Origin of the sequence: Geobacillus sp. Sah69 (assembly GCF_001414205.1) — a bacterium.
GTDB classification, from domain to species: Bacteria; Bacillota; Bacilli; order Bacillales; family Anoxybacillaceae; genus Geobacillus; species Geobacillus stearothermophilus.
Genome location: NZ_LLKS01000018.1, coordinates 1 through 20,814, shown reverse-complemented (window position 1 = coordinate 20,814; position 20,814 = coordinate 1). Strand labels below are relative to the sequence as shown.

The 20,814-nt window shown below is 51.3% G+C and carries 24 protein-coding genes; 14 read left to right on the top strand and 10 right to left on the bottom strand.

What is annotated here, in order from left to right:
- Positions 1-161 precede the first annotated feature (161 nt).
- On the top strand, positions 162-779 hold the full coding sequence (locus AP057_RS01730; protein ID WP_055357927.1) for a hypothetical protein: 618 nt from the start codon (positions 162-164) through the stop codon (positions 777-779).
- A gap of 321 nt (positions 780-1,100) precedes the next feature.
- Here the strand turns inward: AP057_RS01730 and AP057_RS01725 are convergent, their stop codons facing one another.
- Positions 1,101-3,464 carry a nitric-oxide reductase large subunit gene (locus AP057_RS01725; RefSeq protein WP_055357926.1) on the bottom strand — a complete coding sequence of 788 codons (2,364 nt, stop codon included), beginning with the start codon at positions 3,462-3,464 and terminating at the stop codon, positions 1,101-1,103.
- A 232-nt stretch (positions 3,465-3,696) separates the two neighbouring features.
- Here AP057_RS01725 and AP057_RS01720 point away from each other — a divergent pair, with 232 nt between their 5' ends.
- The 6 genes from AP057_RS01720 to AP057_RS17370 all read left to right on the top strand — a co-directional run bounded on the left by AP057_RS01720 (position 3,697) and on the right by AP057_RS17370 (position 7,071).
- Positions 3,697-4,389 carry a Crp/Fnr family transcriptional regulator gene (locus AP057_RS01720; protein ID WP_050368334.1) on the top strand — a complete coding sequence of 231 codons (693 nt, stop codon included), beginning with the start codon at positions 3,697-3,699 and terminating at the stop codon, positions 4,387-4,389.
- Positions 4,390-4,464: 75 nt separating this feature from the next.
- Entirely contained in the window at positions 4,465-4,698 is a 234-nt protein-coding gene (locus AP057_RS01715; protein ID WP_033013782.1) for a DUF2249 domain-containing protein, read from the top strand.
- A 3-nt stretch (positions 4,699-4,701) separates the two neighbouring features.
- On the top strand, positions 4,702-4,911 hold the full coding sequence (locus AP057_RS01710; protein WP_013146125.1) for a DUF2249 domain-containing protein: 210 nt from the start codon (positions 4,702-4,704) through the stop codon (positions 4,909-4,911).
- Entirely contained in the window at positions 4,908-6,158 is a 1,251-nt protein-coding gene (locus AP057_RS01705; RefSeq protein WP_055357925.1) for a hypothetical protein, read from the top strand. Before AP057_RS01710 ends, AP057_RS01705 begins: the two co-directional genes overlap by 4 nt.
- A gap of 22 nt (positions 6,159-6,180) precedes the next feature.
- Positions 6,181-6,483, top strand: a complete 303-nt coding sequence (locus tag AP057_RS01700) for a metal-sulfur cluster assembly factor (RefSeq protein ID WP_055357924.1) — start codon at positions 6,181-6,183, stop codon at positions 6,481-6,483.
- Positions 6,484-6,675: 192 nt separating this feature from the next.
- Complete coding sequence (locus AP057_RS17370) at positions 6,676-7,071, top strand: hypothetical protein (protein WP_055357923.1); 396 nt, start codon at positions 6,676-6,678, stop codon at positions 7,069-7,071.
- Positions 7,072-7,291: 220 nt separating this feature from the next.
- Here the strand turns inward: AP057_RS17370 and AP057_RS01690 are convergent, their stop codons facing one another.
- From AP057_RS01690 to AP057_RS01680, 3 genes are all read right to left on the bottom strand, one after another.
- Entirely contained in the window at positions 7,292-9,418 is a 2,127-nt protein-coding gene (locus AP057_RS01690; RefSeq protein ID WP_081106652.1) for a heavy metal translocating P-type ATPase, read from the bottom strand.
- Positions 9,408-9,779 (bottom strand): metalloregulator ArsR/SmtB family transcription factor, encoded by a 372-nt coding sequence (locus AP057_RS01685; protein ID WP_033005425.1) that lies wholly within the window; start codon positions 9,777-9,779, stop codon positions 9,408-9,410. Before AP057_RS01685 ends, AP057_RS01690 begins: the two co-directional genes overlap by 11 nt.
- Positions 9,780-9,979: 200 nt before the next feature.
- Positions 9,980-10,747: an alpha/beta fold hydrolase gene (locus AP057_RS01680; protein ID WP_055357921.1), complete on the bottom strand. Its 768-nt coding sequence runs from the start codon at positions 10,745-10,747 to the stop codon at positions 9,980-9,982.
- A gap of 116 nt (positions 10,748-10,863) precedes the next feature.
- Here AP057_RS01680 and AP057_RS01675 point away from each other — a divergent pair, with 116 nt between their 5' ends.
- The 4 genes from AP057_RS01675 (at position 10,864) to AP057_RS01665 (ending at position 13,281) form a co-directional block, all read left to right on the top strand.
- Positions 10,864-11,670, top strand: coding sequence for a Cof-type HAD-IIB family hydrolase (locus tag AP057_RS01675; RefSeq protein WP_055357920.1), 807 nt, complete (start codon positions 10,864-10,866; stop codon positions 11,668-11,670).
- A gap of 215 nt (positions 11,671-11,885) precedes the next feature.
- Positions 11,886-12,038 (top strand): hypothetical protein, encoded by a 153-nt coding sequence (locus AP057_RS17365; protein WP_162839623.1) that lies wholly within the window; start codon positions 11,886-11,888, stop codon positions 12,036-12,038.
- Between the two features lie 2 nt (positions 12,039-12,040).
- Positions 12,041-12,241, top strand: coding sequence for a DUF3813 domain-containing protein (locus AP057_RS01670; RefSeq protein ID WP_015374102.1), 201 nt, complete (start codon positions 12,041-12,043; stop codon positions 12,239-12,241).
- Between the two features lie 176 nt (positions 12,242-12,417).
- Positions 12,418-13,281 carry a DegV family protein gene (locus tag AP057_RS01665; protein WP_055357919.1) on the top strand — a complete coding sequence of 288 codons (864 nt, stop codon included), beginning with the start codon at positions 12,418-12,420 and terminating at the stop codon, positions 13,279-13,281.
- A 56-nt stretch (positions 13,282-13,337) separates the two neighbouring features.
- On the opposite strand, the gene AP057_RS01660 is transcribed toward AP057_RS01665, so the two are convergent.
- A complete protein-coding gene (locus AP057_RS01660; RefSeq protein ID WP_055357918.1) occupies positions 13,338-14,432 on the bottom strand; it encodes a Fic family protein in 1,095 nt (364 codons plus the stop codon).
- A gap of 234 nt (positions 14,433-14,666) precedes the next feature.
- Between AP057_RS01660 and AP057_RS15900 the strand changes: the two genes are divergently transcribed.
- Both AP057_RS15900 and AP057_RS01655 read left to right on the top strand, forming a co-directional pair.
- A complete protein-coding gene (locus AP057_RS15900) occupies positions 14,667-14,798 on the top strand; it encodes a DUF3941 domain-containing protein (RefSeq protein ID WP_008879040.1) in 132 nt (43 codons plus the stop codon).
- Positions 14,799-14,998: 200 nt separating this feature from the next.
- The gene (locus AP057_RS01655; protein WP_055357917.1) at positions 14,999-15,490 is read left to right on the top strand and encodes a YajQ family cyclic di-GMP-binding protein; all 492 of its coding nucleotides are present in this window, start codon (positions 14,999-15,001) and stop codon (positions 15,488-15,490) included.
- 116 nt (positions 15,491-15,606) lie between these two features.
- On the opposite strand, the gene AP057_RS01650 is transcribed toward AP057_RS01655, so the two are convergent.
- The 5 genes from AP057_RS01650 to AP057_RS01630 form a co-directional block, all read right to left on the bottom strand.
- Positions 15,607-16,680 (bottom strand): PotD/PotF family extracellular solute-binding protein, encoded by a 1,074-nt coding sequence (locus tag AP057_RS01650; protein ID WP_055357916.1) that lies wholly within the window; start codon positions 16,678-16,680, stop codon positions 15,607-15,609.
- Positions 16,681-17,484, bottom strand: coding sequence for an ABC transporter permease (locus tag AP057_RS01645; protein WP_050368316.1), 804 nt, complete (start codon positions 17,482-17,484; stop codon positions 16,681-16,683).
- Complete coding sequence (locus AP057_RS01640; protein WP_055357915.1) at positions 17,481-18,290, bottom strand: ABC transporter permease; 810 nt, start codon at positions 18,288-18,290, stop codon at positions 17,481-17,483. Before AP057_RS01640 ends, AP057_RS01645 begins: the two co-directional genes overlap by 4 nt.
- The gene (locus tag AP057_RS01635) at positions 18,287-19,345 is read right to left on the bottom strand and encodes an ABC transporter ATP-binding protein (protein ID WP_055357914.1); all 1,059 of its coding nucleotides are present in this window, start codon (positions 19,343-19,345) and stop codon (positions 18,287-18,289) included. The genes AP057_RS01640 and AP057_RS01635 overlap by 4 nt, the downstream gene beginning before the upstream one ends.
- Before the next feature lie 122 nt (positions 19,346-19,467).
- Positions 19,468-20,118 (bottom strand): ABC transporter ATP-binding protein, encoded by a 651-nt coding sequence (locus AP057_RS01630; RefSeq protein WP_055357913.1) that lies wholly within the window; start codon positions 20,116-20,118, stop codon positions 19,468-19,470.
- 368 nt (positions 20,119-20,486) lie between these two features.
- Between AP057_RS01630 and AP057_RS01625 the strand changes: the two genes are divergently transcribed.
- Positions 20,487-20,814, top strand: a 328-nt coding sequence (locus tag AP057_RS01625) for a transposase (protein ID WP_147437951.1), incomplete at its 3' end; no start/stop codon positions are given.

The following is a 20,814-nucleotide window of genomic DNA, read 5'->3' as shown; positions in this document are numbered from 1 at the left end:
GGGGAACGATTGTCCTCATTTGTTCTGCGCTACAATCCCATCCCTTTCCTCAACCACTTACTCTACACGCTCGTTTCCCCAGTCCTCAAAAGAAAGGAGCGATTCATCATCACTCGCTTTTCCAGGGCTGCTATATATCTTATTAGAAGGGAGGATTTTCCTTGGAAGAGATATTGAACCAAATTTTGGACAAGCTCCAAATGATCGAACATGAAGTAAGCGATATCAAAACAAACATGGCAACGAAACAGGAGCTCGAAGAAGTGAAGCAAAACTTCACAACAGAGCTTGAGGATATTAAAGCCAACATGGCAACGAAACGAGAACTTGAAGAAGTGAGGAATCGTTTCACAAAAGAGTTCGAAGATATTAGAACCAACATGGCCACTAAACAAGAACTCGAAGAAGTGAAGCATAGTTTCACAAAAGAGATCGAAGACATTAAAGCCAACATGGCTACCAAGCAAGAGCTTGAAGACATCAAAGCCAACATGGCCACCAAGCAGGAGCTTGAAGACATCAAAGCCAACATGGCCACCAAGCAAGAGCTTGAGGACGTAAAGAACAACCTAATGAAAGAATTAGATCATGTCAAAGCCAATATGGTCACAAAGCAAGAATTTGTTTTCCTCCAACAAGCAGTGCTTGAAACAAATGAAATCGTTAAGAAAATAGAACAAAACATGGAAAAGCACGAACGGATTTTAGATCTTCTTTCTAGGCGTTCGATTGAACACGAAGCGGCAATTTCCAGCATTCGTCTTATAAAGACAACATGAGCAAGGAGGAAGCATCTCTCCTTGCCTTTCTGAGGTGCGGCCGCCTTTATAGTAAAGGAAGAAACATCTCCATCGGAATGCGTTCGACCATTTCGTAAACTACATGAGCCATATGATCCAGTGGAATGATATCGCCTGGCAACGTGAGATGATTCATGGTACACTCTTCAAAAATTATGATGATGTTTCATAAACGAATCGCTCCTTTTCCAGTGATAGTGGTTATGGTAACTCTATTCTGCCAGAAAACGAACGATATTTTGGTGTAAAAAAGGGGCTAATTCCAAAACGCATTCGCGTTTTTGGTCAGCCCCGTTTTGGTTATTCTTCCTCCGCCAAATTCGCCACCGGCAGCTCTTCCCCTTCGCCGTGCGTTGGCTTGCGCAAATGGAACAGCACCTTGATGGCGAAAACAAGCAACGCAACGACGCCGATCAAAAAGATCGTATCCGGAACAAAGCGGACAAGCAGCAAGTTTTGTACGACATCTTTTTGCAAGAACGAAGGCGAACGGGACGCCCAATAGCCGTGTTCAAACGCTTCTTTGATTTGCAGCACCCCAACCGGGAGAAGCGTGATGAGAACCATGCCAGCCAGGCCGATGTTCAGCATCCAGCAAGAGAATTTCAGCCATTTGTCGTTCCATGCTTCCGGTTTGACGATGTTGCGCAGCGAGTAAAGAAGCACGGCGATCGCAAACATGCCATACACGCCCATCATCGCCGCATGGCCGTGGGTCGGCGTTAAGAATTGCCCGTGTTCAAAGTAGCTGACCGCCGGCAAATTGATGAGAAAGCCGAACACCCCGGCGCCGACCAAGTTCCAGATCGCTGTGGAGATCAAAAACCAGAATGTGGCCTTATACGGGAAGTTGACCCCGCCGTCGCGCATCATTTTATATTGTTCGTACGCTTCTAAAATAAGGAGCGTAAGCGGAATGACCTCGAGCGCCGAGAACACCGCGCCAAGAGCGATCCATACTTCCGGTGAACCGTTGTAGTAATAGTGGTGGCCGATGCCGATCACACCGCTGCCCAATAAAATCGTAAATTGGAAATAGAGAGCCCGGACTGTCGATTTTTTCGTCACCAATCTCATTTGTACGAGCAAAAACCCGATGACGACAACAGCAAACACCTCGAAAATGCCTTCCACCCATAAGTGGATGATCCACCAGCGCCAAAAATCCGCCATCGTAAAGTTCGTATCCGGCTCCATAAAGAAGGCGAAAATGTAGAAGAACGGAACGGCAATGGCTGAGTAAAACAGCAAGTGGATGAGCCCGCCTTTGTCGCTTTCTTGCTTCAGCCCTCGTTTGATGCCGCGAAAGACGATGAACAGCCAAAGCAGCATGCCCACGACTAAAATGATTTGCCAAACGCGGCCGAGCTCAATGTATTCCCAACCTTGGTGGCCAAACAAGAACCAGCTGTTCCCTAAGTAGCCGTTGACGCCTAGCCATTGGCCGATCATGCTGCCGGCGACAAGGACGACAAGCGCCCAGAAGAGCAGATCGACGAGCAGCCCTTGCTTTTTCGGCTCTTGCCCACCGACAAGCGGCGCGATGAAAATCCCCATGCCAAGCCAAGCGGTGGCAATCCAGAAAATCGCCAGCTGCAAATGATACCCTTTGGCGATGTTAAACGGCAATAGGTCATGGATCCATTTGATGCCGAAGAAGCTGTCCGGTTCCGTATAGTAGTGGGCGAGCAACGCCCCGAACATCGCTTGCACGAAAAAGAGCGCGGCGACGACAACGAAATATTTGCCCGCTTTCACTTGCGACGGAGTCAGCGGCTGCCGCCGCAAATCGATGACCGGAAACTTTCCTTCTGTATACGCTTCTTGCATGCTTAACTGATAGCGGTGGAACACATACAAAATGATCCCGATGAACAAAATCAAAATCGTGACGCTCGCGCCGCTCCACCATACCGCGGAAAATGACATCGTATTGCCGGCGTCCTCATAGTACGGCCAGTTGTTCGTATAGGTGATGTGGTCGCCAAGTCTTGGCGTGCTTGACAGCCAAGCGGTCCAGAAGAAAAAGTCGGCAATTTGCTTGATTTGGTCGCCGTCCGCGACCCAAGCACGGCTTGATTTTGGCATGTCACTTTCTTTGATCAATCCTTTTTTCAATCCCCAACCGTCGCCATTGGTGAACACGTCGCGGTAATAGTCGCGCACTTTTTCCAACCCGTATACTTGCGCATCTGTCAGGACGAGAACATCCGTAACCGGGTTGTAGCGATTTTTTCGCATTTCCTTGATGACTTGTTCGCGGATGATCGTTTTCTCATCGGCGGTTAAATCGGCAAACGGTTTGTGATACCGCTCTTTTGCTTTGTAATCTTGCATGCCTTCCGTATAAATTTTCAACGCTTCCGCCGTATAGTCCGGCCCCATATACGACCCATGCCCAAGCACGGTTCCGTAATCCATCAGCCCGTATTTTTGGAAGACGGCCTGCCCGCCGATGATCGTTTCTTTCGTCATCAACACTTGGCCGTCTTCACTGCGCACTTCCTTCGGCCTCGGCGCCATTTCTTTAAAAATCCAATATCCGCCGACAAGCAGGACAGTGAAGCTGATTAAAATGGTGAAAATGAGAATCGATTTGAGAAAACCGTTGGTCGTTTGCCGCCCCGGCCGCATGTTGGGGCGAACGGATCGATGAACTTCCATATGAGACAACCTCCTTCTCGTTTGTTCGCCCCCATTGTAGCGTGCTGAATCGAGGCCGGTTTGTGAGCTGGGACAAATGTCCGTTATGATTTATATCACAGCTTTATGGCGTAAGAATGTATACAATGAAGGCAAAAAAGGCCAAACGGCGCGGATGTTCAAAAAGAGAAAAGCATCGATGCTCTGTTGACAGCCGCCACACTTTTGTCACATTTCCAAAGGAGAGAACGCCATGGCGAACCATTGGATGAAAGACCGCTTAAAAGCTGTTCCGTTGTTTCGTGAACTGTCCGATTACGAGCTTGATTCGCTGGTTGCCATTTCCCACGTGCGCGTTTACAAGCCGCGGACGTTTGTCTTTATGCAAGGCGACCCGTTAGAACGTGTCTATTTCATTCATTCCGGCACGGTAAAAATTTATAAAACGGACTTCAGCGGGAAAGAACAAATCGTTTCGATTTTGCAGACGGGAGAAATGTTTCCGCATGCCGGCTTTTTCTTAAAAGGCACCTATCCGGCCCACGCCGAAGTGGTCGAGGAAGCGACATTGATCGCGATCCCGATCCACGATTTCGAACAAGTGCTGATGGCGAGCCCTGAACTTTGCATAAAACTGTTCCGCGTCATGGGCGAAAAAATCGTCGACTTGCAAAACCGGCTTGAGGCGCAAGTGCTCCATAATACGTACGAACAAATCGTGCTGCTTTTGTTGCGTCTGACGCGCACGAACGCCGTCAAACAAGGGAAGTGGCACCGTCTCACCGCCCATGTGACGAACCGCGAGCTGGCCAACATGATCGGCACCGCCCGGGAAACGGTCAGCCGGACGTTGAGCCAGCTGAAACGGAAAGGGTTGATCAATGTCGACGAACACGGCTTTTATTTGATCGACCAGGAAGGATTGGAAAAAGAAATCTTTTTCTAACGTCCATGTGTGAGCCATATCACAACATCAAACATTGAAAATGATTATCATAATAGTCAAAAAGGAGGAGTGCACATGGCTGTCACAATTGAACTCGATGTGCGCGAAGATTTGCGGCAGAAACGTGAGCCGTTTGAAAAAATTATGAACGCCATCAAACCGCTGCAGCCGGGCGATACGTTCATTTTGCACGCTCCATTCAAGCCGCTGCCGCTGTTTCCGATTATGAAAGCGAAAGGATTTACTTACGAGGCCGAACAAATCGAAAAAAAACATTGGAAAGTAACGTTTGTGAAGCAGGGGGGATGACCGATGATCCTCGATAACCGCGGACTCGAGCCGCCGCAGCCGATGATGCGGACGCTCGCTGCCCTCGCGAAGCTGAATCCTGGGGAGACGCTGACGATCATTAACGACCGCCGCCCGATGTTTTTGTACGAACAGCTTGACGAGCTCGGCTACCGGCACGAGACGGTCGCACGCGAAGACGGCAGCTTTGAAATCCGCATTACGAAAGGATGAGCAACGTGTTTCCTACTCGCACGGGGACGGAAACAGACGTCCGTCTTCCGTTCTCGTTTATCATGTTCGCCGTGTTGGCGTTCGCCGCGTCGCAGCTTATGTTGCTTGGAGCGATTCCCTCACTTAGCAGCGGCGCGTTCCGGCTGCCGTTCGTATGGGCGGCGGCCCACTTGGCGTTGCTTGGCTTTGCATTGATGACGGCCATGGGGGCGATGTACCAGCTCGTTCCGGTCGCCTTTTTGACGCCGATTTGGAGCGAGCGGCTCGGTTTTTGGCAGTTTGCGATCACCGCTCTCGGCATCGTCGCCTTTGCCGCCAGTTTAGCGTTTACGCCAAACCAAGCGTTTCTCCCTGGCTTGCTTCTGCTGTTCGGCATCGTGCTGTTTGTCTGGCAAATGGCAATGACATTAAAACAACAAAAAAACAGAACGATCATGACGCTGTTTGTCGCGACTTCCTTGTTGTTTTTGCTGCTGACGGGCGCCGCTGGAGGGCTGCTTGCCTTTCACTTTTTCGCCGCCACAGGCGCCAACAGTCATGAAACGGTGTTCGGCTTGCATGTGCTGTTCGGGCTGTGCGGCTGGTTCACACTGCTCATCATAGGCTTTTCGTACAAAATGGTACCGATGTTCTCGCTCGCCCACGGCTTTTCGCTGCGGCCGGCGCGTTACGTCTATGCGCTGTACATCAGCGGGATTGCGGTGGCGTTCGCCAGCTTATTCTTGCGAAGCCACGCATGGCTTATAGCCGGTGCAGCCTTGCTCATGAGCGGATTCCTTGTTTTCGCCTGGCATATCCGCGCCATTTTGCAAAAGCGGATGAAAAAAACGCTTGACCGCCCGTTCCGCTTTTCGCTTTCGGCCATCGTCATCGGTCTTGGACTGCACGTTGCCGCCTTTGTCGCCATCGTCGTCGGCAGCGGACGGCTGCTTGGCATCATTGTTTATCTATTCATTGTCGGCTGGATTCTCTTCAGCATCGTCGGCTATTTGTTCAAAATCGTGCCGTTTTTATGGTGGACGCATCGCTACAGCGAAAAAGTCGGCCAACAAAACGTGCCGACGTTAAAACAAATGATGAATGAGCGAGCCGTCACCGTCCAATGCCGCCTATGGCTTTTCGCTCTCGCGCTGGCGGCCGTTGCGCTTGCTGTCGCGAGCGTGCCGCTGTTGGCCGTCGCTCAAACACTGCTGGCTGGATTAAGCGTTGCCTTTGCGGGAACGATTTTAACGGTCTTCCGAAAATAAACGAATGAGGAGGAAAAGAACGATGGATGTCCGCGAACTTGCCATTCAACAGCTGAAAACGATCCTTGATCCGGAGCTCGGCATTAACGTCGTCGATTTAGGGTTGATTTATGACTTAAAAATCGAAGATGGGCATATCAATGTCCTGATGACGCTCACGACCCCCGGCTGCCCGCTTCACGACTCGATCGCCGGCGGCGTCAAACGGGCGCTTGAGCACATTGACGGCATCCGTGACGTGCGCGTCCAAGTGACATGGAACCCGCCATGGACGCCGGAGCGAATGAGCGAAGAAGCGCTCCGGCAGCTTGGGCATTTTTCTTGAAACACTCCACTTTTCCATCCCCTTTTCGCCGTTCGCCCGTGTTGGGCGGGCGGTTGTTTCATTGTTCTGCAACTGCTGAACACTCCCCGCCCTTTATTTTTGTATCATAATAGAAAAAACGAGAGCCATCGCTTGGCTATTTAAAGGAAAAACGAATCGAGGCCGCGAATCATATACCAAGAGGTGAGAGCGATGTTTGCCAAAATCGACGAGCTGAAACAACGGTTGGATGCGTTGCGCCCTTTGCCTCTAGGGATGAATCGATTGTTTTCTTGGTATGAAACGAATCAATATGCTCTTCATCCAATCGAACTGGCGGATCGTTTCCATTTTCAGCTCGTATCTATATACACGTTCCACAACCATGCCATCAAAGGAACGATGACAAAAAAGGCGAAGGCGATGTATCCGACATATCGAATCCACCGGGGAAATCCTCACCAATCGAGGGCTTCCCGCTTCATCGCCCCTCCCGCGGCGATCCGATCCAACTGTTCGGCCGGCGAGAAAACACCCGGTCATCCATCCGTTGAATCTCTTCTGTCCGTTGCGTTTCATGCCTCTCTTCTTTTCGAGATCCCTTCATGACGCCCCTCTTCCCCACGATTTCCATGAACAGACCAAAACGATGGTTCCATCCAACAGCCGCTATCCCCAAACATTCAACCTAATCAGCTGTGATGTTTTCCTCTTCATTATACCGTCTCTCATCGTCAGAAAGCACCCATATTTTCCACGCATTTCATGAGAGAGGACAAATGCACTTCTTCTAAGTTGGACGATGTATCTCGCTGCCCGCAGCCCCGTCTCATTCCTTCACCCGCAATAGGCGCATGCTGTTGAGTGTCACTAGCAGCGTCGCGCCCATATCGGCGAACACCGCGAGCCAAAGGGTGAGCCAGCCCGGGAAGGCGGCCACGAGTGCCAGCACTTTAAGCCCTAAGGCGACGGCGATGTTTTGCCGGATGACGGCAAGCGTTCGGCGCCCAAGGTGGACGGTGTACGGCAGCTGGCGCAAATCGTCGGCCATGAGCACAACATCGGCTGTTTCCAAGGCGGCATCCGTTCCCGCCCCGCCCATCGCCACACCAATATCGGCCGCGGCCAAGGCAGGGGCGTCATTCACCCCGTCGCCGACCATGGCGGTCATGCCGCAACGTTCTTTCAGCTCGCGGATCGCCGCCAGCTTCTGTTTCGGAAGGAGCTCGGCGCGAATATCGGATACGCCCGCTTGACGGCCGATGGCCTGTGCGGTTTGCTCGTGGTCGCCCGTCACCATCACCACTTCCGCCACCCCAAGGCGCCGCAGCGCGGCAACCGTTTCCGGGGCGGACGGCCGCAGTTGATCGGCCGCGGCGACAAGCCCCAACAGCCGATCGGCCGTGCCGACGGCCATCACGGTTTTTCCTTCGTCCCGAAAGGCAGAGATTTGCTTTTCCGCTTCATCGGGCAACTTCCCGATCCAACTGGTAAACAAAGCGGGGCTGCCGATATAGTACGTGTTCCCCGCAATCGCCGCCTTCACTCCTTGGCCGGTGAGCGATTGAAACTCTTCGACGGCCACATCAAGAAACGGTGCTCCCTCTTCTTCCGCTTTGCGGACGATGGCAGAAGCCAAAGGGTGCTGCGACCGTTTTTCGATGGCGGCGGCGATGGCCAACAGCTGCTCACGTGTTCCTTCATACACGACGACATCGGTCACGGCTGGTTTCCCTTTCGTCAACGTCCCGGTTTTATCAAAGGCAACGGCACGCAGCCGGCCGATTTGTTCGAGATGCACGCCGCCTTTGATGAGCACACCGCGCCGAGCCGCGTTTCCGATGGCGGTGACAATCGCCACCGGGGTGGAGATGACGAGCGCGCACGGGCAGCCGATGACAAGAACGGCAAGACCGCGGTAAATCCAATCAAGCCACTCCCCGCCCATCACGAGCGGCGGAACGATGGCGATCAGAAGCGCGGTCACGATAATAAACGGCGTATAATAGCGAGCAAACCGGTCGACGAACGCTTGCGACGGCGCCCGCTCCGCTTGCGCCTCTTCCACAAGATCAATCATTTTCGCCAATGTCGTTTCATCCGCCCGCTTTGTCACTTCAACTTCGAGGAATCCTTCTCCATTCAGCGTCCCGGCAAACACTGCATCCCCCACTGCTTTTTCCACCGGCAGACTTTCGCCGGTGATCGCCGCTTCATTCACTGTGGAGGCGCCGCTTATGACAATGCCGTCCAAAGCGATTTTTCCACCCGGCTTGACGATCATGACATCCCCGACGCGAACGTCTTCGACCGGAACGGTCATTTCCTCCGTGCCGCGCCGAATCGTCGCTGCAGCGGGCGCCATCTCCATCAACGAGGCGATCGACCGCCGCGCGTTCTCCATCGAATAGCGCTCAAGCGCTTCACTGATGGCGAACAAAATGACAACAACCGCCCCTTCCTGCCATTCCCCGATCGCCGTTGCACCGAGAATGGCGATCGTCATTAATGTTTTCATATCAAACTGCCAGCGGGCCAGATTCCGGAGCCCCGTCCAGAACAGGGAGTAGCCTCCGATCACGATCGCCGCCAAATACATCGCAATCGCCAGCATCCCCTTGTCCGCCGCATCGGCCGCAATGCCAATCAGAAGCAATACAGCAGAGACAAGGACGTTCCTGTTCTCTTTCTTCTTCCAAAACGGTTCCGGCCGGACGGTGCGCTCTCGTTCTTCATGAATGGTCAACTGTTCAAACGCTCCTGCCTGCTCAAGTTCATCAATCGTCGCCTCGCCCCAAACGGTGAGCTTGGCGGCGCCGAAATTCACTTTCGCCTCTTTCACGCCGGGCAAGGATTTCACGTTTTGTTCAAACTTAGCTGCGCAGTTTGTGCACGTCAGTCCTTGCACGCGGTATGTTTTGGCCTCGAGCCGATCTAATGTTTGTTCATTCCCCACGGCCATCCCCCTCTTTCCGATGGGCGAGCGCGACAAGCAGCAGCTCGCGAATATGGTCGTCATCCAGCGAGTAAAAGGCGAGTTTCCCCTCTTTTCGATATTTCACAATTCCTTGTTTGTACAAAATGCGCAAATGATGTGATGCCGTCGCCACCGTCGCACCAATGACGTTCGCTAGGTCACAGACGCACAACTCCTCTTCACCGCAAAGCGCATACACGATCTTCGCCCGGTTTTCATCGGCAAGCGCCTTAAAAAAAGGGACAATCTCGGCAATTGGTTCATCGCGAAGCCGCCGCTGAACCCGCTCGACCTTCTCGTCGTCATAACAGTAAACGTCGCACACATCATGACGGTGCATTCCTTCTCGCTCCTTGCCAATATTCAAATATTAATTTGAATATAGAATAGCATATCTCCCCCTTATATTCAAATATTCATTTGAATAAAAAATGTGTTCAAACGAAAAATCCGCCTTTTTTGTTTAAAAGGCGGATTTCCTCTTGTGAAGCACGCTTTAGCTGACCACAAACATGTTCGTTTCCTCATTGCCGATTTTGCTTACACATGCTTGCGAAACCAGCGCACCGTCTCCAAAAACGCTTCACGCGTCACTTTATGGCCGGCGTGCGGGTCGGCGATGAATTGCAGCCGGTCTTCGTTTCCTTCATAAAGTGGTTTAATTTGCTTGTAAAACTCATATGTATAAGCATACGGGACGACTTGGTCGGCTTTCCCGTGCCAGATGAACAGCGGCCGCCCGGCGAGTTTTTCCGGCTGCTTGGATAAATCGTAGCGGGCGAGCTTTTCTTTTTCGAGCGCAAGCAGCGTCGGCGGCAGCGGAATGTCGATTTGGCGCCTCTTTCCTTCTTCAATCATCTCATCAAAAAAGGCGCTGTAGTTCGGGCAGCCCATGAGCGCCACCGCCGCCCTCACCCACGGATAGACGGCGAGCGCGCCGAATGTGACGATGCCGCCCATCGATGTCCCAGCGAGCCCAATCCGTTCTCGGTCAGCCAGCCCGCGGCTTACAAGGTCGTTTTTCATCTCCTCGATTTCGGTGATCGTGCGCACAACAATGTCCCAAAACGACAGCTGCAATTTCCGTTCGCTCAAGCCTTCGTCCCGTTCACCGTGAAACAGCGCGTCGGGAAGCACAGCGCGGTAGCCCGCCTCGGCGAGCAAGTAGCCGAAATGCAAATTATGTTCTTTGGCGCTCGTAAAGCCGTGGATAAAGAAAATCAGCGGCAGCCGTGCGTCCTGCTTTTCCGACTTGACAACGTGAAGAACCGGCACGCCGGCCAACTGTTCCTGTTCAATGATCACCATGGTTGCACAAACCCCTTTTCTTTTTTCATCGCTGTATAGTTTACCATATGGACAGCGATTTTGGAAAAGAGTTACACTATGTAGTGTAAAGAATAACGAGGGCAAAGGAGTCGGACATGAAGCCGTATTTAATCGCGTTGGATTTGGATGGAACGTTGCTCAAAGGGGATAAAACGATTTCTCCATTTACCAAAGACGTCATCCGCCGCGCCATCAACGTCGGCCATTTTGTTGTCATCGCCACCGGCCGCCCGTACCGGGCAAGCTCCATGTACTACGAAGAACTTGGCCTTGCAACGCCGATCGTCAATTTCAACGGCGCGTTTGTCCACCATCCGCGCCAGCCGTCGTGGGGCATGCACCATTACCCGCTGCCGCTTGCGATCGTCAAAGACATTGTTGAAATCAGCGAATCCTATGGAATCAAGAATATGATGGCCGAAGTGTTAGACAATGTTTATTTTCATCAACACGACGACGTCTTGCTTGACATCGTCCGCCTTGGCAACCCGACCGTGGAAATCGGTGATTTGCGCCGCTCGCTCGGCAAAGATCCGACGAGCGTGCTCGTGTACACGGACGATGATCATATCGAGCGGATTCAATCACACTTAGCGAATGTGTACGCCAACGTCATCCACCAACGGCGCTGGAGCGAACCGTGGCATGTCATTGAAATCATCCGCCATGGCGTCCATAAGGCTGCAGGCTTAAAACAAGTCGCCGACTATTTCGGCATCCCAAGGGAGCGCGTCATTGCTTTTGGCGATGAAGACAACGACCTCGAAATGATCGATTGGGCCGGGCTGGGCGTCGCCATGGGCAACGCTATCGAGTCATTGAAAACGGTCGCTGACGATGTGACGAAAAGCAACGAAGAAGACGGTATCGGCTTGTATTTACAAGATCTTCTAGGCCTGTAGCCCTGCCGCCCCCCTTGCTACGGGAGGCTTCTCGCGCCTCCCAACCACTTCTTTCCGCTTTTGCATTGATTTTTTCCTGTCGTGTCAAGCAGATTTCCGCTTTCAGAGCGACGAACGGCGGTTTGTAACGAATTTCCTTACTACTGTTCCCTGGCGGCGGTTACACTATACGTGACGCAACGCGCGTCTTCAACTTTTTAAAGGGGGAATCGGTCATGGGCAAACGAAACAAATCGAAGCGTTTCGTCCAGCAAGGCGTCGATGCAGTCGAACGGCATGACAAGCGAATCCCTTATCACCTGACGTACGCCGAGGCGGAAGCACGCAAAGCGGAAAAAGCGGTGGAAACGTCGCTTGGAGGGGCATAACGATGGGCAACCGTCTGTTTCAAGAGGCGCGCAAAGCAGTCGCACAGGCGAAACAAGCCAAAAGCGGCGAGATCGACATGAGCGTCGAGCGCGCTGTTGCCATCGCCAAAAACGCCTTGTCATCCGCGTACGCGCATTCCAACACGGCAGAAAAAGCGCAGTTGCGTCAATTTCAAGCTGAGCTTGATGAGCTCACCCAATAACAGCTGCGGGCTTCCCGCAGCTGTTTTTTTCTCTCGTCCCCGATTTTCCGTTGTATTCTGAGCTGAAAACCGCTACACTGAACATAGAAACATGAATCGCCGTTCACCTGCGGAAACGGTTCGTTCATCTGATAGAGCCGTGGGGAACACGAAAGGAGAAAAGAGGAGGACGAAAGATGCCCATTCAAATCATCACCGACAGCGGAGCCGATTTGCCGCAATCGTACATCCGCGAGCATCAAATCGCCTTTTTGCCGCTTGTCGTTCATTGGAACGGCCAAGATTACGAAGACGGCATCACGATCGAGCCGAAGCAAGTATATGACGCCATGCGCCAAGGGCATACGGTGAAAACGGCACAGCCAAGCCCACTGGCGATGAAGGAGCTGTTTTTGCCATGCGCCAAAGAAAACCGGCCATGCCTTTACATTGCCTTTTCCTCGAAATTATCCGGTACATACCAAACGGCGATGGCCGTCCGCAGCGAGCTGCTTGATGAATATCCGGAATTTCGCCTGACGATCATCGACTCGAAATGTGCCTCTCTTGGCCAAGGGCTCGCCGTCATGAAGGCAGTCGAGCTGGCGAAACAAAACACACCGTACAACTTGCTTTGTGAAACGATCGAGGCGTATTGCCGCCATATGGAACACATTTTCACCGTTGACAACTTGGATTACTTGGCGCGCGGCGGCCGCATCAGCAAAACCGCCGCGGCGTTCGGCGGGCTGCTGAACATTAAACCGCTTCTCCATGTCGAAGACGGGGCGCTGATTCCAATCGAAAAATGGCGCGGGCGAAAAAAAGTGTTAAAGCGCATGGTCGAGTTGATGGGCGAGCGCGGCGACGATCTTCAAAAACAAACGATTGGCATCAGCCACGCCGATGACGAAGAAACCGCCTTGGAGCTGAAACAAATGATCGAAGAAACGCACGGCTGCACGCGCTTTTTCCTCTCCGACATCGGCAGCGCCATCGGCGCACACGCCGGACCAGGGACGATTGCCCTCTTTTTTCTGAACAAATATATTGAGATCTGACGCCTTTCCCGCCGGACAAAACACGGGCGCCTGCACAACACAGGCGCCTGTCCTCATCACCGAAGTTGATCAAGAAGGTTGTAGTAGTAGTACGTTTTGGACCGCATCCGGCCATCCGAGAAAATGAGTTGCTGTTCCTCAAACCGATTCAAATAGCGCCGAACCGTCGCTTCCGGCAAACCGGTCAACTCCGCCATCATGTTCGCGGTAAAAATCGGGTGCTGGAACATGACATTGACAACGGTTCGAATATTATGGCTGTTCACAAGCGCACTTGCCTTTTCCAAATCTTCTTCATACAAATTGTTTACTTTTTGAATCAATCGAACATTTTGTTTCGCTTGTAAATGGACGCATTGCAAGAAAAACTGAATCCATTGCGTCCAGTCGCCTTTGTAGCGGGTATCATTCAAATAGCGGTAATACTTGTGCTTATCCCGTTCAAGCACATCGCTGACAAAAAAGTTCGGGTAATCGATGACACCCTTACTATACAAATAGAGCGGAATCAAAATTCTTCCAATCCGACCGTTTCCGTCAAGAAACGGATGAATCGTTTCGAACTGCGCATGAATTATGGCTACTCTCACTAATTCATCATAATCATCGTTCGGTTCATGAATGTATTTCTCTAAATTTGACATATACTCATTGACAAGATGCGGCTCCGGAGGAATGTAAGTGGCGGTTTCCATCGTGCATCCTTCCGGACCGAGGAAATTTTGCACCCTTCGGAATTCCCCTGGCGAACGATGGGATCCGCGTACATCGTTTGACAACAAAATTCGATGCAACTGCTTAAACAACCGAGTCGAAATGGGGAGCTCTTTCAGCGCATCCATCCCTGCCACTAATGCTTCATAATAGTTTAATGCTTCTCGCACATCGCTGTTCGCTTTTCTGCTTTGTGCTTCAGTCTCCATCACTTCATCCAATGTCACTTGTGTCCCTTCAATTTTCGTCGACTGCACCGCCTCCTTCAGCATGATCGGTCTGAGCAGAAATCGCGGATGCAGCTTTGAATGCCGCAGCATCGTTTGATACTCAACCATCGCCTTATTCGCTTCGATCAATTCGCGAAGAAAACGCATTTGATTCACGACATCTTCGCTAAGAGGAAGCTTGAAGGGGACAAACGGTTTTCGTTTCATTTTTCATTCCCCTTTACGAACATTTTAGATAAAAAATGATCGTTAAACACCTATATTTACCCTATTACAAACATTTATCTCTATTTTTGTACTTAATTATACTCTGTGGCGAACCATTTGTGAAGAAAAATTCTCCATTTATCTTTCCACAAACTACCTTCCCCTATTTCCATATAGTTCATTTCCATTTGCCGCATACTAATGATGGACGATCGAAACAAAGGAGGGCTGCCGATGCCAAACACGAGCGACAATGACAAAAAAGCGCGCGACAACCAAGCGAAGCGCCATGAGAAAAACATGATGCGCGAAAAAAACCGCGAAGCCGGGAAGTTCGCGTATTCGAAGAAGACGGATCATTTATGAACATGACAAAAAGGCGGCTGAAAACCGCCTTTTTCCACATTCGTTTCTCCTGCATCAAATCCCTGCTTTTAGCATAGCGCTGCATACAGACCTCTTCCGGCTAAAGGACGAAACTAGCCTTCTTTCCCCTTCGATCATTGTTGCCTTCCCACCCATCATTTTCTATAATGAAAGTACATCACACGCCCGGGAGGTCACGTATGTCAAAAGAAAGTTCGTTCGATATCGTATCGAAAGTCGATTTGGCGGAAGTGGCGAACGCCATCAACATCGCCATGAAAGAAATCAAGACGCGCTATGACTTCAAAGGAAGCAAAAGCGACATTTCGCTCGAGAAAGACGAGCTCGTTCTCATCTCCGACGATGAGTTTAAGCTTGAGCAGCTGAAAGATGTGCTCATCGGCAAGCTCATTAAACGCGGGGTGGCGACGAAAAACATCCAATACGGCAAAATCGAGCCGGCCGCAGGCGGCACGGTGCGCCAGCGCGCCAAGCTCGTCCAAGGGATCGACAAAGAGAATGCGAAAAAGATCAACACGATCATCAAGAACACCGGCTTGAAAGTGAAAAGCCAAGTGCAAGATGACCAAATCCGCGTCAGCGGCAAAAGCAAAGACGACTTGCAAAAGGTGATCGCCGCCATTCGCGAAGCGGATTTGCCGATTGAGGTGCAGTTTGTGAATTATCGATAAGCGGATGAGGCAAGCCTCCATCCGCTTTTTTGTGTTTAGTATAAAACTATTTACCTCACGATTATTATGCTGGAAATATGGTGTCGCGCTGGACAGACTTTTTGTCGTATATATGGTTACTTTTGCTGCATCTTAAACTGCAAAAACAGTTCATTGTAGTAGGCGAGCATGTGTTTTCCTAAGTTTTCGTACACTTCGAGATGCCCTGCTGAATCCAAATCGGGGTAGAAGCGGCGATCGCCCGCGATGTCTTTTGGCAAATAGCGAAGCGCCTTTTTGTTCGGCGTCGAGTAGCCGACGTACTCGGCGTTTTGCGCCGCGTGTTTTGGGTCGAGCATAAAGTTGATGAACGCGTGCGCTCCTTCGATGTTTTTCGCTGTTTTCGGGATGACCATGTTGTCAAACCATAAGTTGGAGCCTTCTTTCGGCACGACATAGTCGAGCTTGTCGTTTTCGGCGATGATTTCCGCCGCATCACCCGACCAGACGACGCCGATGGCCGCTTCTTCATTCGCGAGAAGCAGCTTGATCTCATCGCCGACAATCGCCTTCACATTCGGCATGAGTCGATCGAGTTTCCGCTTTGCTTCTTGCAAATGGGCTTTGTTCGTGTCATTGAGGGAATAGCCGAGGCTGTTTAACGCCATGCCCATCACTTCGCGCGCTCCGTCGACAAGCAAAATTTGATTGCGCAAGTTCGGATCCCATAAGTCGTTCCAGCTTGTGATGGTCTTGCCGCCAAGCATCTCGCGGTTGTAGACGATGCCGACCGTCCCCCAAAAATACGGCACGGAATACCGGTTGTGCGGATCAAACGGCAAGTTGAGAAACCGCGGCTCGATATATTGTAAATTCGGCAGCTTGTCGTGATCGAGCGGCAACAGCAAGTTTTCCTCGATCATTTTGCTGATGGCGTAATCGGATGGAACGGCGACGTCAAACGTTGCCCCGCCTTGGGCGATTTTCGCCATCATCGCCTCGTTGGAATCAAACGTTTGGTAAATCACTTTCCACCCTGTCTCTTTTTCAAATTCGCGAATGAGCGCGGGGTCAATGTAATCGCCCCAGTTGTAGACCGTCACCGTTTTGCCTCCGCCGTACCCTTCCGCTTCGTTCAGCCGATGAGTGACAAACATCAGGACGAACGCGGCGATGAACACAGCCGCAAATCCTTGGACAAGCCGTCTCACCTACTTTCGCCCCCCTATCCCGTACAAGCGGCCGCCTTTTCGGCTGAGCACGTAATAGCCGATGACGAGCAGCATGGTAAATAAAAACAGAAGCGTCGACAATGCGTTGATTGACAAGGAAATGCCTTGGCGCGCCCGCGAATAAATTTCCACGGACAGCGTCGAGAACCCATTTCCCGTGACAAAAAAGGTCACGGCAAAGTCATCGAGCGAATACGTGAGCGCCATGAAAAAGCCCGCCCATATGCTCGGAGCCAAAAACGGCAGCACCACACCGGACAGCACTTGCCAATGACTGGCTCCTAAATCTCTAGCCGCATCAATCAGCGTCGGGCTCATTTCTTCCAGTTTCGGCAGCACCATCAACACGACAATCGGCACGCTAAAAGCGATATGGGACAACAGCACGGATGTAAAGCCGAGCTTGATGCCAGCGATTGTAAACAGCAGCAAAAACGAAGCACCGATGATGACATCTGGGCTGACGATCAGCACGTTGTTGAGAGCGAGAAGAGCGTTTTTCGTCCGTTGCCGCTTGACATAGTAAATGGCGAGCGCCCCGATGACCCCGAGTATCGTCGCAACCGCCGCCGACAACAGTGCGATGACGATTGTATTCAAAACGATGATGGGCAAGCGGTCGTCGGACAGCACGTCGCGGTACCACTTGAGCGTGAACGATTGAAAATCGTGCATCGCCCCGCCGCTGTTGAAGGAATAATACATCAAATACACAATCGGCATATACATCACGGCAAACACGACTAACAAGTACACACGTCCCCATGCCTGCATCCGTTTCATCGGCTTCCCTCTTTTCTTCCGCTTCCTGTCAAGACGACGATGACCGCCATCGCGATCATTAACACAACCGCGATCGTCGCCCCCATCCCCCAATTTTGGGTGACAAGAAAATGCTGTTCAATGGCAGTGCCGAGCGTAATGACGCGGTTGCCAGCGACAAGGCGCGTAATCATAAACAACGACAACGACGGGATGAACACCGCTTGGCAGCCGGCCTTCACCCCACTAAGCGTGAGCGGGAAAACGACGCGGCGGAACGTCGTCCACGCTGAAGCGCCTAAATCGCGGGCGGCATCGACAAGCGATGGCGGCAGCTCCTCCAGCGCGTTGAAAATCGGCAGCACCATAAACGGAATAAAAATGTACACCGACACAAACACAAAACTGAAATCGGTAAACAACAGCTGCCGCGGCCCGACGCCCAGCGCTTTCAACAAAGCGTTGGCCAGCCCGTACGTGCCGAACAGCCCTAAAAACGCATACACCTTCAGCAGCAAATTCACCCACATCGGCAAAATAAGCAACAACAGCCATAACTGCTTGTGCCTCGTCTTTGTCAGCCAATAGGCGGTTGGATAGCCGATGAGCAGCGACACAAGCGTGATTAAAAACGCATACCAAAACGAATACGCCATCATTTTCAAATAAATGGGCGTCCACACGGATTTGTAGTTGGACAACGTCCAATGGCCGTCAAGATCCAAAAACGATTCATACACCAAAAAGACAATCGGGGCCACGACAAACAGCACAAGCCAAATGCCATAAGGGATTAAATACCAGTTCCGCCACGCCCGTTCCGTCATGCGTCCTCATCCTCCTTTTCGACTCGCATGACGTGAATCGCTTCCGGTTCAAAACGAAGGCCGACCGTTTCCCCGACTTCGGCCTTTTTCGTCGAATGGACAAGCCATTCGTTGCCGTTTTCGTCATAGCCGCAAATTTCATAATGGACACCGCGGAATAAGAGCGAATCGACGCGGATGACGATCTGCCCATCTTCCGGCGCCGCGAGCTCCAAATCTTCCGGGCGGATGACGACATCAACCGGTTCGTTCGGCGCAAAACCGCGGTCGACACACGCAAACTGTTTGCCGGCGAATTCGACGAGGAAATCGTCGATCATGCGCCCTGACAAAATGTTCGATTCGCCAATGAAATCGGCAACGAATCGATTGACAGGCTCGTCGTAAATGTCTTTCGGCGTCCCAAACTGCTGAATTTTTCCTTTATTTAGAACAAAAATGTAATCGGACATCGCCAACGCTTCTTCTTGATCATGCGTGACAAAAATGAACGTAATCCCTAAGCGGCGCTGCAGTTCGCGAAGTTCATACTGCATTTCCGTGCGCAGTTTCAAATCCAAGGCCGATAGCGGCTCATCCAAGAGCAACACTTCTGGCTCATTCACAATCGCCCGCGCAATCGCGACGCGCTGGCGCTGACCGCCGGACATCTCTTGAATGCGGCGGCGCTCATAGCCGTCCAAGTTGACAAACCGGAGCGCTTCGCTCACTTTTTGGCGGATGTGCGCTTCTTTCATCTTTTTTACGCGCAAGCCAAATGCCACGTTTTCAAACACATCGAGGTGAGGAAACAACGCATAGTCTTGAAAGACAGTGTTGACTTGCCGTTTGTTCGGCGGGACGTTTTGAATCGGCTTCCCGTGGAAATAAATCGTTCCTTCCGTCGGTTCGATAAACCCGGCAATCAGCCGCAAAATCGTCGTCTTCCCGCACCCTGACGGGCCAAGCAGCGTATAAAACTTCCCGCGCTCCATCGCAAAACTGACGTCATCCAATACGACCGTTCCGTCGTATTCCTTCGTCACTCGCTCGAAGCGGATGATTTCTCCGTTCACTTTCAGCCCCCCATCTTCTTGATGTTCACTATTCCTAATTAGAACATAGGAGAGTGGAAAGTGCAACGGAAAAATCCTTGATCACACGTATGAAAACTGAATTTTTCCTGAAGATCCCACCGTCATTTTTCTATTTTGTCTTCATTGTTTGGACGTGTAAGCGAGATTATGCGGGAGCCAGGGAAGCGCTCTTGATGAACGTGAGAAGCAATGAGATAAGCATGTTGACGGTCGCCTTGAATCCACTCCGCCAACCGATCGCGACTTAGCCTATCAAGGGAATTGAACGGTTCATCCATCAAATACAATTCGACCGGGCGGGCTAAAGCAATCGCAATATGCAGTTTTTGTTTTGTTCCTAATGAATACTGATCCACCGGGAGCGGGAGCATCTCCTCCATTCCAAGCAGACTGCATAATTCGTTCGCTTTGCGGACGTACTGTTGATCCAGCTTCCATAAAAGCCGGAAACATTCGATATTTTCATAACCCGTCAATTTTGAAAACATGACAGTCTCGGATGTCACATAAGACAAATGAGCGCGCATGTCGGGAGGCTGAATCGGATTGCCTTTATAAAAGGCTTGATAATGCAGCTCTCCTTTATCGAGCAATCCCGAAATAATATGCAAAAGAGTCGTTTTCCCCACTCCATTGGGGCCGGTGAGAAGCACGGTCTCCCCTGAAAAAATGGAAAATGAGAACTGCTGAAAAATCGTGGCTCCCCCATCATAGCGATACGTCAAGTTTTGCAATGAAAATAACGGTTCCATCTATTTCTTCCCCTTTTCCTGCTTGGCTCTTCACCAAAAGTTGTACTTGATTTTTTCTGAACTCTATTTACGCTTGTAAGGGAAAATCAACAAATCCGTGATTTTTTCAAATCTTTGTGCAGGAAGCTGTATTGCTTGTCAAGTACATGTTGTGGTAAAGAGCCTCCTGCTTTTTAGACCCGTCTATTTTTATACATGAGACACCGTTGATTCCAACCATGCTGAGATGATGAGCAGCGCGACCGCCAGCACTAGTAAAAAGAGCATTCCCGTTAGGAGCTTTTCCGGGGACTTGATCAAAAAAAGCCCTCTTGGTATGATGCAGGGGTGTCAAACAATACCTACCATCATGCCAAGGAGGACTTCAGATGAATTGTACACAAAACTATAAAATTGATCAAGTTACGGAACAAACGCTTGTCGTGGGCATCGATATCGCGAAACGAACCCACTACGCCTGCTTCGTGGATGACCGGGGGCGCGTGCTTCGCAAGTCGTTCCCGATCTTCCAGTCGAAAGAGGGGTTTCAGCAGCTGTATAAAGCGATTCAGGAGGCGATGCAAGCGTTTGGGAAGTCAGAGGTGATCGTCGCGGTGGAGCCGACCGGGCACTACTGGTTGAACCTGGCCTACTTCCTCGAGGAGCACGGGATCCCGTTGGTCATGGTCAACCCGGCGCATGTGTGCCGGTCGAAAG

What these genes read in the sequence shown, in the direction of transcription:
- AP057_RS01720 (WP_050368334.1), top strand. Translation starts at nt 3,697, where the DNA reads ATGGCGAACCATTGGATGAAAGACCGCTTAAAAGCTGTTCCGTTGTTT.
- AP057_RS01640 (WP_055357915.1), bottom strand. Translation starts at nt 18,290, where the DNA reads ATGACGGAACGGGCGTGGCGGAACTGGTATTTAATCCCTTATGGCATT.
- AP057_RS01705 (WP_055357925.1), top strand. Translation starts at nt 4,908, where the DNA reads ATGAGCAACGTGTTTCCTACTCGCACGGGGACGGAAACAGACGTCCGT.
- AP057_RS01655 (WP_055357917.1), top strand. Translation starts at nt 14,999, where the DNA reads ATGTCAAAAGAAAGTTCGTTCGATATCGTATCGAAAGTCGATTTGGCG.
- AP057_RS17370 (WP_055357923.1), top strand. Translation starts at nt 6,676, where the DNA reads ATGTTTGCCAAAATCGACGAGCTGAAACAACGGTTGGATGCGTTGCGC.
- AP057_RS01710 (WP_013146125.1), top strand. Translation starts at nt 4,702, where the DNA reads ATGATCCTCGATAACCGCGGACTCGAGCCGCCGCAGCCGATGATGCGG.
- AP057_RS17365 (WP_162839623.1), top strand. Translation starts at nt 11,886, where the DNA reads ATGGGCAAACGAAACAAATCGAAGCGTTTCGTCCAGCAAGGCGTCGAT.
- AP057_RS01725 (WP_055357926.1), bottom strand. Translation starts at nt 3,464, where the DNA reads ATGGAAGTTCATCGATCCGTTCGCCCCAACATGCGGCCGGGGCGGCAA.
- AP057_RS01660 (WP_055357918.1), bottom strand. Translation starts at nt 14,432, where the DNA reads ATGAAACGAAAACCGTTTGTCCCCTTCAAGCTTCCTCTTAGCGAAGAT.
- AP057_RS01665 (WP_055357919.1), top strand. Translation starts at nt 12,418, where the DNA reads ATGCCCATTCAAATCATCACCGACAGCGGAGCCGATTTGCCGCAATCG.
- AP057_RS01680 (WP_055357921.1), bottom strand. Translation starts at nt 10,747, where the DNA reads ATGGTGATCATTGAACAGGAACAGTTGGCCGGCGTGCCGGTTCTTCAC.
- AP057_RS01685 (WP_033005425.1), bottom strand. Translation starts at nt 9,779, where the DNA reads ATGCACCGTCATGATGTGTGCGACGTTTACTGTTATGACGACGAGAAG.
- AP057_RS01670 (WP_015374102.1), top strand. Translation starts at nt 12,041, where the DNA reads ATGGGCAACCGTCTGTTTCAAGAGGCGCGCAAAGCAGTCGCACAGGCG.
- AP057_RS01645 (WP_050368316.1), bottom strand. Translation starts at nt 17,484, where the DNA reads ATGAAACGGATGCAGGCATGGGGACGTGTGTACTTGTTAGTCGTGTTT.
- AP057_RS01700 (WP_055357924.1), top strand. Translation starts at nt 6,181, where the DNA reads ATGGATGTCCGCGAACTTGCCATTCAACAGCTGAAAACGATCCTTGAT.
- AP057_RS01675 (WP_055357920.1), top strand. Translation starts at nt 10,864, where the DNA reads ATGAAGCCGTATTTAATCGCGTTGGATTTGGATGGAACGTTGCTCAAA.
- AP057_RS01715 (WP_033013782.1), top strand. Translation starts at nt 4,465, where the DNA reads ATGGCTGTCACAATTGAACTCGATGTGCGCGAAGATTTGCGGCAGAAA.
- AP057_RS15900 (WP_008879040.1), top strand. Translation starts at nt 14,667, where the DNA reads ATGCCAAACACGAGCGACAATGACAAAAAAGCGCGCGACAACCAAGCG.
- AP057_RS01630 (WP_055357913.1), bottom strand. Translation starts at nt 20,118, where the DNA reads ATGGAACCGTTATTTTCATTGCAAAACTTGACGTATCGCTATGATGGG.